Source organism: Rhodococcus sp. 27YEA6 (genome assembly GCF_044908235.1).
GTDB lineage: Bacteria > Actinomycetota > Actinomycetes > Mycobacteriales > Mycobacteriaceae > Rhodococcus_F > Rhodococcus_F qingshengii.
Map to the genome: position 1 here is coordinate 1 of NZ_JBIYCY010000020.1, position 12,558 is coordinate 12,558.

The following is a 12,558-nucleotide window of genomic DNA, read 5'->3' on the forward strand; positions in this document are numbered from 1 at the left end:
CGAACTGCAACGCCGCGGCGGCGGCATCGGCGCAGCCGCACTCTGCGGCGGCGGCGGACAAGGCGACGCACTCATCGTCCGCGTCCCCAAGGCGTAATTACTTCCTGCTGACCAGACAGGTCGCCGAGCCCTCATCATGCTCGGCGACCTGTCTGTTTCGTGCCGGAGGTTATTGGTGATCGAGCGTCGTCGAGCGGTTACGCAGCAACGTCTCGATCTCCGATCGCCGGTACCTCCGATGCCCGCCAAGCGTTCTCAGAGTGCCGACTTTGCCCTCCCTCGCCCATCTGGACACCGTGGTCCTGTCGACGTGGAACAGTGCTGCAACCTGTTTGGTCGTCAGCCACTCGTCGACAGGTGCTGTGTGCTCTTCTTCTCGGCTCATTGACAGTCATTCGTAGCTGCCGACTGAATGGATGGGTCCGACGATGAATTGGCAACCCCTGGCGTGCTGTGAAAGACTCGCTGCAAAACTTTACTATTCCTTGGGGAAATAATGTCGAAGTCGGTAACTCTGATCCGTTCCACGTCACTCTCTTCGGTGGCTGAATATGCCTATGCAGCAACGGCTCCCGCCGAGGCCCGACTGATCTTCCTGGCCGGATCCTGCCCGTTGAACGAGGACGGCTCTACTGCCGCCATCGGTGACTACGCAGGACAGGCAGCCAAGGCCGTCGACAACCTGAGAACAGCTCTCTCGGACGCGGGCGCGTCCATCACCGACGTGATCAACACCCGCGTCCTGGTGGCGTCGAGCAATCAAGCCGACCTCGTTGCGGCGTGGGAGGTAGTCCGCGACGCGTTCGGTGATCACGACGCCCCGAGCACTCTGATGGGTGTGACCGTTCTCGGTTACGACGATCAACTGGTCGAGATCGAGGCAATCGCGGCCGTCGTCGACTGAACTCGAACCGAACCGGGCGTTCCTACCGAGGATCTTCATGAGCAAGGGCCCGGTAGCCCTTTGCCCCCGCGCGATCCACTGCGGCTCGCACAACAGCGAAGATGGCTCCCTGCAGGGCTGCGGCGATCAGGACTTCCTTGCTCGACCTGCTCAAGTCCTTGGGCTCGGGCGCATTCTTGTCGTCACCGATGCGCTTCCACACCTGCTGGAAGACAGCGCCGGCCAAGATGCCGCCCAGGACGCTGGTCGCCAGTGAGAGTGGCTTGTACATCGCTTTCGATACTGCGCTCATTGCGCGGATCCTCCGTGGTTCGATACGTACCGCCTGAGCGGCTGACCGACTCTCACTACCCAGCAGGCGAGGTGTCGAAACATTGCACCGGCAAGGCACGAAGACGACTGTCGCACGTTGTGTTCCACGGGTTTGCCACTTCTCGAGCCGGGTAGGATCGTCTTAGCGAAAGAAGGTTGTGTAAGTCATGGAAAACTACAGAATCGAACTACCGGACGGTACAACGGTGATGGAAGATTTCGTCTCGGATCGCGCCGCAATCGCATACGCGGTCGATCTGAATCACGGTTGTAGCGAGAAAGTCTCGGTATTCCGTATCACCGCCGAGGGAGAAACCATCCCGACTCGGATGTGCCCCAAGCCGAATCCTGGTTCTCGGCGTCGCGCGCGAAGCGTCCGATAGAAGCCGGTCAAGAAGCGTCGAGGCGCGGAAAGAGCGTCTCCCTTGCAAGCAGCAGCAAGGCCGCAGCGACCGGAATCGCCAGCAACGCACCGACAATACCGAGCAACGCTCCACCCAACAGAACCGCGACAACGGTCACCAGTGCCGGGACCGCCACCGTCTTCCCGATGATCTTCGGAACGAGCAGGTAGTCCTCGAGCAGACGTAACGCAATGAAGAACGCAACTGTCGCCAATGCCGTTGGGACAGAGACTGTCAGGGAGACCAGGGCGACGACAACCCCTGCGATCGTGGAACCGACTATCGGGATCAGATCGAGCAGAGCGACCAGCAGCGCCAGGATCAACGGATACGGCACGTCGAAGATCAACAACCACGCGAAGGTGCACACTGCGGTGATCACGGAGATCAGAACATTGCCGAGGACGTACCCACCCACACCTGCCAGTATCTGATCACCGATGGCGATTGCTCGTGGCCGCCGCGAATGTGGCACCAGCCGATACAGATTCGTGCGGATTCGTGGGTAGTCGATCAAGAAGTACGTCGTCAGTACAGCAACGATTCCAGCGTCGGCGACTGCGCTGAACACCGCCCGCCCCGCTCCGAGCAAACCCGTCGCGAGCGCAGACCCCGAACCGTCCAGTTGGGTGGTGAGGTGCTCCTCGAGGTGATACTTCTCGTCGAGGTCGCTGACGATCGGATACCGGTCACGAATGTGTGTCAGAAGTTCGGGAGCGTGTGATGCGAACTGACGTCCCTGCTCGACCAGCGGGGTGATCGCAGCAACCAGAAACAGCGCCAACATCACTGCAATTCCGAGGAGTACCACGGTGACTGCGATCCAGCGCCGGAAATGTCTCCGCTCCAGCCAGACGATCATCGGTTCGATGCCCACCGCGAGAAACAGCGCGACCACGATCAGGATCAGCATGCCTCGCGCCGCCAGGAGCACTTCGATCACCGCGTACGTCACGGCAACACCGGCCGCCGCGCTCAGACCGATGAAGAACGGTGAACGACGATCGAATCTCGGCCCCGGTTCGCCCAGCGGCCGGACGGGAGTCGCCAATGCTGCGGCTTCACGTTCGGCTTCCGCCATCGGATCTGCCGCTTTGACTTCACTGTCGGAGTCCGGTGAGGTGTCCGCGGAACTGGGATCCATTCAAGCCACCTCACGATCCGCGCGACTTCCCGGCACGGGAGTGAGTACCCGTGCCGTGGCCGGATCAACCTCGAGGCTTCTCCGCTCCGCTTCGGGTCAGCGCGAGACCGGTTCCTACCACTCCGATGATCGACACAGCGATGGCGATGCTGGGCCAACCGTCGCTCTGCCAGTAGACGTCGTCGAGAGTGATCAGTAACGCAGCCTCGTCGACGATGAGCCCGAGTGCGATGCCCAACGCGATGCCCATCCATGTTCTTGCGCGAGGGCTTCGGTCTACGAGTCCGAAGATCGCCACCCCGGCCAACAGCAGAATTCCCCATAGATAGTGATGCAGATGAGTGCCACCGGCGCTGATGTCGCCGACGTCTCTGGTGTCGATCTGGATCAACCACGTCACCAGACGTGCTCCGCCGAACGTCAACGTGAAGGCCACCCACGCCAACACCAAACCGCGGCGCGATTCGTCAACCTGATTCCATCTGCGAGGGAATCTGAATCGCTCGGCAGATTTCTCTTCGTCATGGTCTCGAGAAAGCATCCTTCATGTTTACCCGATGCCGCTCAGATCGATAATTTGGGGTAGAGAGACCGAAAACCAGTTGGAGCACAAAAAGCGGTACCCGATCTCCGAAGAGATCGGGTACCGCCTTCTCAGCTACTCGCGCAGTATTGATCAATACCAGACTTTTCGTCCGCCCACTGCGCGCCCGGTAGCACCGAGGATGGACAAAACTGCACCTACGACGACCAAGATGATGCCGACGGTGGTCAGAATGCTCAACCCCGTGAAAAAGCCGATCAACGCCAGAATAATGCCGAGAACAATCATGTGAGAACCTCATCCGGTATGCGTATCAAAATGATCTACTCAACTGACGCTACTACAGAAACTTCACAATCGATAAATCCGATAAATACACTCATAAATGCGAAACTCGTATTACTACCCAATAGTGTCACCGTTAAAACATCAGCCTTTCTCTTATCTCTACGTCATAGTTCCACGTCCTCGATCTTCGCCTCGACCGCCGGCGTGATGTGGCTCAACACGCAGCACCAACGACCGTCTCGCCGCGCGAACACGTCGGTGGTCCACTCGTCGGCGTCGTATTGTCTGCCGCCGTAGTGCGCGGTATTGACGATCCGCGTGGTGAACAGTGCGACGTCACCGAAGAAACGCACGCGAGCGCTCCCGACGCGGTCCATCGCCGAATGAGTCAGGTCGCCCGAGGCCACGAAACCCAGGAACTCCGCTTTGGTCGACACTCCGGATTCCGAGACGATCACCCAGTCGTCTGCCATGAAATCGCCGATCCGTTCGGCGTCGTTCGAGCACATCGCGACGTTCCACTCGTCTGCGACAGCGACCAATGCCGCACTCTCCTGATCCGACATGTCTTCTCCCTCTACCGTCGTCACCCTCGGCGGGTGATGCCCCGACGGCAGGGTTCCCGCAGGGTGGACTTCGAACCGACGTGCACGACGAGAGGGCAGAGATGACAGACACCAGTCGCACCGAGCTTGCAGCTCAGGGGTATATCTACGGATTCCCCCTCGTTTTCAATCTCGACCAGGTCCATCGGTATGTTCACAACGGTGTCGGAGCGAACCCCGCCGCACCTTTCAACACCTTCAGCCACGCCCGCACACTGGCCGGGCCGGCAGACACTTTCGTCACGATCAACAACGACACCGTATACTCCATGGCGCAGATCGACCTCTCTGTCGGCCCCGTTGCGCTGCACGTCCCCGATACCGATGGCCGTTACTACGTCCTCCAGTTCGTGGACGCCTGGACAAACAATTTCGCTTACGTCGGGCATCGGGCCACCGGCACGAAGAGCGGAGACTTCCTTCTCGTCCCACCCACCTGGACGGGAACCCCGGCGGACCAGACCACGGTGATCAGATTTCCCACGAACATTGCGTCGATCGTGGGCCGCTGGGCATGCGGTGGCGACGACGACCTCCCTGCGGTGCACGCCTTGCAGGACGCCACCACACTGACCGTCGTCGACTCCACCGGAAACTCGGCGGGTCTCCCAGTGCCCGAACCCGGGGTAAGCCAGGACCTCCTGTTCCTCGAGAAACTCCGCATCTGGTCACAGGCGTTTCCGCCGGCCCCACGCGATCGAGAACTCCAGGATTCCTTCTCCCCGATCGGAATCGACGAGCCCGGGGCCTCTCCCTATAGCTCACACTCTGCCGCTTCACTCTCTGCCGACGAGGCAGCCGCGTTGGCTGACGGATTGACGATCGGTGAGAAGAACCTGCTCGAGGCCCTCACCAAAGGCTCCAGCCCCGAAGTCAACGGATGGAAGCTCACATTCCACGCCTTCGACTACAACCTCGACTACTTCGAGGTCGGCACAATCGACGATCCACAATTCAAGATCGCCGATCCCAAGTTGCGCATCGTCGAACGCGCCGCGGCTGCCAAGGGCGGGCTGTGGGGCAACCACCCTTACGAAGCGGCGTACATCATGACCTACGTCGACGATCAGGGCGAGCAGTTGAACGGAAACCAGACCTACACAATAAGACTCGACCCCACTCCGCCGGTGAGCGCCTTCTGGTCGCTGACGATGTACTCGGTGCCGGACTTCTTCCTCGTGGCGAACCCCGTCGACCGATACTCGATCGGCGACCGCACTCCAGGAATCGTCCACGACGCCGACGGTGCGTTGACGATCACGATCAGCCACGAGGAGCCGAAAGATCCCACGGCGAAGGCAAACTGGCTGCCCGCACCGCGCGGGGATTTCCGACCGGTACTGAGAATGTACGAACCTTCGCCCGCCGTGCTCGATCAGTCCTACGTCGTCCCCGCCATCACTCGCTCGCAAGAATGACGGCTCGCGTCTGACGGCCTGCCTGTGCGGGCCGTCAGACGGACTCAGAATCAGGCGTGTGTGCCGCCGTCGACACGGATCTCCGTGCCCGTGATGAAGGCACCATCGTCGGATGCCAACATCGCGATAACTCCCGCAACACTTTCCGGCCCGGCCATGGGGGCACCACCGGACTCCAGATCAGTGCTCAGAATCGGTGACAACTTGCCGAAGAGCGACCAGTCGGTGTCTTCCGGCAAGTACGACGCCGTAGTGTCGGTGATCCCGCTCTTCACACTGCCCGGAGCCACCGCGACGGCACGCAGACCCTGCTTGCCGTATTCGAGAGCCAGTGCGTGAGTGAAGGACTGGATTCCTCCCTTACTTGCGGCATACGCGGCCATGTACGGGTGCGCGAAGGCCGCGGAGGTGGAACTGAAATTCACCACGACTGCGTTGCCGGTGGCAAGGAGAGCCGGCAGTGCCTGGCGGGTAACGAGGAAAGTGCCCGTCAAATTCACGGAGAGCACCTGATTCCACAGGTCCAGCGAGGTCTCGTGGGTGTGCCCACCACGCAGTATCCCGGCGGCGTTGACCAGTACGTCCAATCCCCCGAGAGACGAAATCGCCTGACCCACAACCCTGATGACGGAACCCTCGTCACCGATATCGACGACGAGGGTGTCGAGGCGATCCTCCGTCGAAGCATGTTCTGCCGATTTCCGGGTGTTCGCCAAACCCTGCTCGGAGATGTCGGCAGCGACCACGCGGCCACCTTCGGCGAGCAACCGCAGCGCGGTGGCCTGCCCGATTCCAGATCCTGCGCCGGTGACGAGAATACGACGACCTTCGAAACGATTCATTGCTGTGTACCTTTCACGAAAACGAGTTGGCTGGCATTCCAGGCTCGGTGGCGCCGACACTCACAACTCACCCGCGAGAAACTTCAGGTACGGGAAATGCGCAGCACTGCAACAGGTGTGGCACTGCGAAATCTCGGCGAGGCAATGCTCGCCGAAGTGGCGAATGTCAGACGGATCCGGCCGGTGCGGCCAAGGCTCTTTCGATCCAGACAAGACCGGACGGGCGGCGGTCGATCGCCTTACGCCCACGTCGGAAAGTCGCTACGCCGAATCGGGCCGTGCGCAGTGCACGGCCGGAAGCGAGAGAACAGCGGCGTATGGACATCACAGGCACGGTAGCAGCGCCGGCACCACTCGCTCAACCGCGTCGTTTCGAGACCCGAATCATTCAGGTAATCAGATGTCACTTCTGGACAACTCGCCCGACTTAGGCAGCACTAACCTGGCGGCATCCCGAAAACCCGATCCAGGAGCACAGTCGATGACACATGCAGACGCCTCGCGCACAACAACTCCCCCGACGACCGTCCTACGGACCGCTGACCACAATCGCGGACTCAACGACGTTCTCGCGATCGTCGAAGCGATGGAGCGACCGAGCGATCACCTGCTGCGGATCACGGCTCGTTTGACGGAGTCGACCGACGATCCGACCTGGTCACGCCCGAATGTGACCGTACGCATGAATCTCGGGCCGGCCTTCGACGACGCTTCGCGCGTGTACACGGTGCGTTCCTACGATTCAGCGAGCGGATCGATCGTCGTCGATGTGGTCCTGCACGGACAGACCAGTCCGATGATGAGGTGGGCAGCAGCGTTGGCCGTCGGTGACACCTTCGGCCTCACCGGTCCGCGGCCACACTTCTTGATCCCTGATGTTCCTGGTCGACGTATCGCACTTTTTCTGGACGGCACCGCAATACCCGCATTGCACTCGATCATCGAGCAGTTACCTACCGACGTCGTCGGAATCGGCTGGGTCACAACAGATGACGAGGTCGCCTTCGCCGAACTGCCCGCCCTCCCCGGCCTGGAGCTTCACCGCGTGAGCGCAGATCCGGCCGAGCCCGACGGCCCACTGGCGGTACGAGCACGCGAGCTCGCCAATCCCGCGAGCTACGTCGTGTGGGGCGCCGGTGAACGCAACGAGATGCGCGCAATCCGGAAGCACTTTCGATCGACCGTCGGACTCGACAAAAACGACGTCGCGATATTCGGATATTGGAAGGAGGGCGTCAGCAACACCGAAATCGACCTCCGTCGACGCGAGAACTACGAGCGCATCCTCGCCGACGGCGGAACCCTCACCGACATCGACGACCTGGCCATCGAGATCTGATTGCCTCACACCAGCCGACCTGACCGGCGGTGCACTGCGGTGATAAGTTCCTCTGTGCCAGCGGACCTCCACACAGGGGGTCAGGGAATCCGGTGTGAATCCGGAACTGACGCGCAGCGGTGAGGGTGACCGCCCGGGCTTACGCCACTGGATGAGAATCTGGGAAGGCGCTCGGGTGGGGCGATCTCGAGTCCGAATACCGGCTGGCAGCAGGGGTCAACAGGCGCCTGTTCACACGGTAACGGGCTCCGCGAACGAGCCCCTGCGAGAACGAGATTCCATGCGTCTGTCCAGACTTCGCCTACCCGCCGCCGCCGTCGCTGCCCTGTTGAGCGCGTCGTTGGTTGCCTGCTCCTCCGACGACAGTGCTGCCCGACTATCCAACTCTTCCGAACAATCGCGCGTGACAGTCCAGAACTGTGGCCGAGACGTCACGGTGGAGCGACCGATCGAACGGGCAATCGCGGTAAATCAACCTGCAGCAGAGATGCTGTTCGCGCTGGGAGTGCAGGACCGGATGGCCGGGTACGCCATGAGCGATGACGATGTCCTCCCAGAACTGCGCGAGGCGCGTGGTCAGGTCCAGGCGTTCGACACCGAGTTCCCGTCGTTCGAAAGTGTCCTCGAACGCGAACCGGACATGGTCTACACGACGTTCAACTACACGTTCACCTCGGAGGGCATCGCCGACCGGATCAAGTTCACCGACCTCGGTGTCGCGACATATCAGTCACCCAGCGAGTGCACCGGTCAGGATGCCGAGCAGAGCAAGGCCCTCACGCTCGACGACTTGTACGACGAAATCAACGACGTGGCAACACTGTTCGATGTCAAGAACAAAGGTGTCGAGCTCACCGAGAATTTGAAGGATCGCGCGGCCACCGCCACGGCGGCACTGGGAGCTGAGAACGTGACGCTGGCGTGGTGGTACGCAGCCACGAAGACTCCGTACTTCGCCGGGTGCTGCGGTGCACCGGGAATCATGACCGACGCGGTGGGTGCGAAGAACGCCTTCGACGACAACAAGCAGTACTGGCCCGAAATCGGTTGGGAGAGTGTCCTCGATCGAGACCCGACCGTGCTGGTGCTCGCAGATCTCGACCGCGGTGGAGACGGCGACAGTGCCGCAGACAAGATCGCGTTCCTCGAATCGGACCCGGTCGCCAGCAAGCTCACCGCAGTGAAGAACAAGCGTTACATCATCCTCGAAGGAACGACGATGGATCCCTCGATCCGCAATGTCGGTGGCATCGAACAGCTCTCCGACGGGCTGCGCCAGTTGGGTGTGGTCTAGATGTCCGCGGAGATCTGTGAACTGGTGCGCCAGTGGGACGACCAGCAGGCGGCATACATCGCCGACCGTGAGAAGCGCTTCGACGTGATTCTCGACGTTCTCGAATTGCAGCACGCGCACACCCCGTTCACGGTTGTCGACCTGGCCTGCGGGCCGGGTTCACTGAGCGCCCGAATTCTCGAGAAGTTCGAGCATGCGAGCGTTGTGGGGATCGACTACGACCCGATGCTGCTGGAGCTCGCCCGCCAGTCGTCGACGCGTTTCGGTGACCGACTGCAGCTGATCGACGCAGATCTGGCGGGAGCCGATTGGCCGAATTCGGTGGCTGCGCCGGTTCAGGCGATAGTGTCGACAACCGCGCTGCACTGGTTGCAACCGCAGCAGCTCGTCGAGGTGTACCGGCAGTGCCGCGAACTGCTGAGTCCGGACGGAGTCCTGCTCAACGGTGATCACTTTCGTTTCGACAGCCGCTTCCCTGTCATCGGGCGATGGGCGAAGGCTCACGACGAGCAGACGCAACGCTCCGCCTTTGCTGCCGGTGCTCCCGAGTGGGAGAGCTGGTGGGAGGAGTTGCGGGCAACTCCCGGCATCGGACCAATGACCGACGAGCGAGAGCGCAGATTCGCCGGACGTGACGCCACTGCGCCCACGGCCGTCGACTTCCAGTTGGCGGCGCTCGCGCAAGCAGGTTTTCGGGAGTCAGGGACGGTCTGGCAGCTGTTCGACGACTACGTGGTCTACGGCGTGAGATGACGACAAGAGTTCGGCTGCGTGACAACCCGACGACCGTCACCCTGCTGTGGATGATCGGTGTTGTCACGCTGGCCGGATCGGCTGCCGTGGCAATCACGTTGGGGCCGGCCGGTCTGTCGGTCGGTGAGGTGGCTTCGATCGTCGTCGGCCATCTCGGCGGTACCGCGGCGGACGTCACCCCTATCCGTGACGGCATCGTCTGGGACCTCCGTCTGCCGCGTACCCTGCTCGCCGCGCTCTGCGGTGCCGGTCTCGGGTTGTGCGGTGCGATCATGCAGTCGCTGCTTCGCAATCCGCTGGCCGATCCGTTTGTCCTCGGTATCTCGTCCGGCGCCTCGACCGGTGCCGTACTGATCGTGATCCTCGGAGTCGGGTCGGGAGTGATCGGCCTGTCGAGCGGCGCCTTCATCGGCGCGGTGATCTCCTTCGCCCTTGTGTTGCTGCTCGCCCATGCGGCCGGCGGCACGCCGGATCGGGTGATCCTGGCCGGTGTCGCCGCGACCCAACTGTTCTCCGCGCTCACCTCGTTCATCGTCATCACCTCGGCCGATCCCGAGCAGACCCGCGGCGTGATGTTCTGGCTCCTGGGCTCACTCGGCGGCGCCGACTGGCTCGACGTCGCACTCTGCGCTGCGGTGGTCGCAGTCGGCCTCGTGGTCTGTCTGACTCACTCCCGCGCACTCGACGCCTTTGCCTTCGGCGAGGACGCGGCGTCGTCGCTGGGGGTGAACGTGTGGCGGGTGCGTGTGACCCTGTTGTTGGCAACAGCCTTGATGACCGCGGTGATCGTGAGCGTCGCAGGTGCCATCGGCTTCGTGGGCCTGGTCCTCCCGCACGCGGCGCGGGCTCTCGTCGGTTCGAACCACCGCCGACTCCTGCCCGCGTCCGCACTGATCGGCTCCATCTTCCTTGTCTGGGTCGACGCTGTGGCACGCACAGCCATTGCGCCGCAGGAACTCCCGGCCGGTGTGGTGACCGCGCTGGTCGGTGTGCCTGCGTTTGCCGTCATCCTCTGGAGACGGAAGGCCAGGCCATGACACTCGAAGCTACCGGCGTCAGTTGGCGGGTCGGCGGGGCGCTCATAGTCGACGACCTCGACGTCTCGTCTACAACCGGAAGTACGGTGGGGCTTCTCGGCCCCAACGGCTCGGGGAAATCGACGCTGCTGAAACTGCTTGCCGGGCACAATCGTCCGACATCCGGTGTTGTGACCCTGGACCGAACCCCGTTGTCCGACTGGAAACGCCGCGACATCGCGCGTCGGATCGCGACCGTTGATCAGCACAGCAACACCGAGATCGATCTGACGGTCGCGGAGGTAGTCGAACTCGGACGCACACCTCACCGCGGACTGTGGGGTGGGCAGTCGGATTCCGATCGCGACGCCGTTCGGGCAGCGATCGAACACACCGACCTCGCCGGCATGCTGGACCGGTCGTGGCACACCCTGTCCGGCGGGGAGCGCCAACGCGTCCAGATCGCGCGCGCCCTCGCTCAGGAACCTCATGAGTTGCTACTCGACGAGCCGACCAATCACCTGGACATCAACCATCAACTCGAATTGCTCGCGCTCGTGCGACGCCTCCCCACCACCACGATCATGGCATTGCACGATCTGAATCTGGCCGCCATGTTCTGCGATTCGATAGTGATGCTGAACCGGGGATCCATCGTTGCCCACGGAAGCCCGACCGAGGTCCTCACCGCTGACCTGATAGCCGAGGTCTACCAGGTCGACGCCGAGGTTCGCCTGGACGGTCCCGGCGGAGTACCTACCGTGCGATACCTTCCGCCTTGCCACATGTAACCGTTCCGAGTGCCAATATGGATACGTGACCCTCGATGATGTCGCCAACGAACTGTACGGGCTCGACCCCGGCGAGTTCGTCGAGGCACGTACACATCATGTGAAGGCCGCCCGGGAGGACAACGACCGCACATTGGCCGCGGAAATCGGCAAACTTCGGAAGCCGACCACCGTGGGGTGGTTGGTCAATCTCATCTCGCGCGATGCACCAGAGGATCTGGATGCACTTCTCGCGCTTGGCGAATCGCTACGCGACGCTCAACGCCATCTCTCGGGCCCGGACTTGCGACGGCTGACGACACAGAGGCAGCAGGTGGTGCGGAGTCTCGCCCACAAATCCGGTGATATCGCGGCTTCACGGGGAAAAAGCGTCGGCGAGGATGCTTTACGTGATGTCGCGCAGACCCTCAATGCCGCTCTGGCCGATGAGGAGACTGCCGCGCAGGTTCGACTCGGACGGGTCGTGACCGCGGCGAGTTACAGCGGTTTCGGACCCGCCGGGCTCGCCGTGGTGAATGAGAAATCACCGCAGCACGCCGCGATTGAAGAGCCGACGACTCCGAAGTCGAAAACTCCGGAACCGAAGGCCGAACAAGCCAGAGCAAAAGCAGAATTGAAGGAAGCCACGGCGCAGGCCGACGAGATCCGCCGCCGGGTGAAGTCCGAGACCGCCGAACTCCAGGAAGCCAGAACGACGCTTTCCGACGTCGAACGGCGCGTCGAAGAACTGCGCACCGAACTCGAGCACGCTGAGCAGCAACGGCAGTTCGCACGGAACGCCGAGAAGACCAGTGACGCTGCGGTTCGAGAATCCGAGAAGGAACTCCGTGTTGCTGAGCGTCGCGTCGACAAAGCAGAACAAAACCTCGCCGCAATCAATTCGTAGACATCCTGTTCATTAATC

At 61.9% G+C, this 12,558-nt stretch carries 17 protein-coding genes and 1 riboswitch; of the genes, 9 read left to right on the forward strand and 8 right to left on the reverse strand.

What is annotated here, in order from left to right; genetic code table 11:
- Positions 1–169: 169 nt before the first annotated feature.
- Entirely contained in the window at positions 170–385 is a 216-nt protein-coding gene (locus tag ABH939_RS29605) for a BldC family transcriptional regulator (protein ID WP_003945782.1), read from the reverse strand.
- 111 nt (positions 386–496) lie between these two features.
- Here ABH939_RS29605 and ABH939_RS29610 point away from each other — a divergent pair, with 111 nt between their 5' ends.
- Entirely contained in the window at positions 497–904 is a 408-nt protein-coding gene (locus tag ABH939_RS29610; protein ID WP_019747226.1) for a RidA family protein, read from the forward strand.
- 22 nt (positions 905–926) lie between these two features.
- On the opposite strand, the gene ABH939_RS29615 is transcribed toward ABH939_RS29610, so the two are convergent.
- Positions 927–1,196: a DUF4235 domain-containing protein gene (locus ABH939_RS29615; protein WP_003945929.1), complete on the reverse strand. Its 270-nt coding sequence runs from the start codon at positions 1,194–1,196 to the stop codon at positions 927–929.
- 187 nt (positions 1,197–1,383) lie between these two features.
- On the opposite strand from ABH939_RS29615, the gene ABH939_RS29620 reads away from it, so the two are divergent.
- On the forward strand, positions 1,384–1,599 hold the full coding sequence (locus ABH939_RS29620; protein WP_003945874.1) for a hypothetical protein: 216 nt from the start codon (positions 1,384–1,386) through the stop codon (positions 1,597–1,599).
- A gap of 7 nt (positions 1,600–1,606) precedes the next feature.
- On the opposite strand, the gene ABH939_RS29625 is transcribed toward ABH939_RS29620, so the two are convergent.
- The 4 genes from ABH939_RS29625 to ABH939_RS29640 form a co-directional block, all read right to left on the reverse strand.
- Entirely contained in the window at positions 1,607–2,764 is a 1,158-nt protein-coding gene (locus ABH939_RS29625; protein WP_042453495.1) for an AI-2E family transporter, read from the reverse strand.
- A 64-nt stretch (positions 2,765–2,828) separates the two neighbouring features.
- The gene (locus ABH939_RS29630; protein WP_003945539.1) at positions 2,829–3,305 is read right to left on the reverse strand and encodes a hypothetical protein; all 477 of its coding nucleotides are present in this window, start codon (positions 3,303–3,305) and stop codon (positions 2,829–2,831) included.
- A 135-nt stretch (positions 3,306–3,440) separates the two neighbouring features.
- Positions 3,441–3,596, reverse strand: a complete 156-nt coding sequence (locus ABH939_RS29635; protein ID WP_003945564.1) for a DUF6131 family protein — start codon at positions 3,594–3,596, stop codon at positions 3,441–3,443.
- Positions 3,597–3,760: 164 nt separating this feature from the next.
- Entirely contained in the window at positions 3,761–4,162 is a 402-nt protein-coding gene (locus ABH939_RS29640; protein ID WP_007734703.1) for a nuclear transport factor 2 family protein, read from the reverse strand.
- A gap of 101 nt (positions 4,163–4,263) precedes the next feature.
- Between ABH939_RS29640 and ABH939_RS29645 the strand changes: the two genes are divergently transcribed.
- Positions 4,264–5,619 (forward strand): DUF1254 domain-containing protein, encoded by a 1,356-nt coding sequence (locus tag ABH939_RS29645; RefSeq protein WP_209448387.1) that lies wholly within the window; start codon positions 4,264–4,266, stop codon positions 5,617–5,619.
- A 50-nt stretch (positions 5,620–5,669) separates the two neighbouring features.
- Here ABH939_RS29645 and ABH939_RS29650 read toward each other — a convergent pair whose 3' ends face one another.
- Together ABH939_RS29650 and ABH939_RS29655 are read right to left on the reverse strand one after the other, a co-directional pair.
- Positions 5,670–6,461, reverse strand: coding sequence for an SDR family NAD(P)-dependent oxidoreductase (locus ABH939_RS29650; protein ID WP_404650589.1), 792 nt, complete (start codon positions 6,459–6,461; stop codon positions 5,670–5,672).
- Between the two features lie 166 nt (positions 6,462–6,627).
- On the reverse strand, positions 6,628–6,786 hold the full coding sequence (locus ABH939_RS29655) for a hypothetical protein (protein ID WP_155419158.1): 159 nt from the start codon (positions 6,784–6,786) through the stop codon (positions 6,628–6,630).
- A 156-nt stretch (positions 6,787–6,942) separates the two neighbouring features.
- On the opposite strand from ABH939_RS29655, the gene ABH939_RS29660 reads away from it, so the two are divergent.
- The 6 genes from ABH939_RS29660 (at position 6,943) to ABH939_RS29685 (ending at position 12,540) form a co-directional block, all read left to right on the forward strand.
- Positions 6,943–7,800, forward strand: coding sequence for a siderophore-interacting protein (locus ABH939_RS29660; protein ID WP_003945614.1), 858 nt, complete (start codon positions 6,943–6,945; stop codon positions 7,798–7,800).
- Positions 7,801–7,841: 41 nt separating this feature from the next.
- Positions 7,842–8,023, forward strand: a riboswitch (cobalamin riboswitch).
- 57 nt (positions 8,024–8,080) lie between these two features.
- Positions 8,081–9,094 carry an ABC transporter substrate-binding protein gene (locus tag ABH939_RS29665; RefSeq protein ID WP_209448385.1) on the forward strand — a complete coding sequence of 338 codons (1,014 nt, stop codon included), beginning with the start codon at positions 8,081–8,083 and terminating at the stop codon, positions 9,092–9,094.
- Entirely contained in the window at positions 9,095–9,847 is a 753-nt protein-coding gene (locus ABH939_RS29670; RefSeq protein ID WP_064074085.1) for a trans-aconitate 2-methyltransferase, read from the forward strand.
- Positions 9,844–10,884: an iron ABC transporter permease gene (locus tag ABH939_RS29675; protein ID WP_042452436.1), complete on the forward strand. Its 1,041-nt coding sequence runs from the start codon at positions 9,844–9,846 to the stop codon at positions 10,882–10,884. Before ABH939_RS29670 ends, ABH939_RS29675 begins: the two co-directional genes overlap by 4 nt.
- The gene (locus ABH939_RS29680; protein WP_209448384.1) at positions 10,881–11,654 is read left to right on the forward strand and encodes an ABC transporter ATP-binding protein; all 774 of its coding nucleotides are present in this window, start codon (positions 10,881–10,883) and stop codon (positions 11,652–11,654) included. Before ABH939_RS29675 ends, ABH939_RS29680 begins: the two co-directional genes overlap by 4 nt.
- A 25-nt stretch (positions 11,655–11,679) precedes the next feature.
- Positions 11,680–12,540, forward strand: coding sequence for a hypothetical protein (locus tag ABH939_RS29685; protein ID WP_165639142.1), 861 nt, complete (start codon positions 11,680–11,682; stop codon positions 12,538–12,540).
- Positions 12,541–12,558 lie beyond the last annotated feature (18 nt).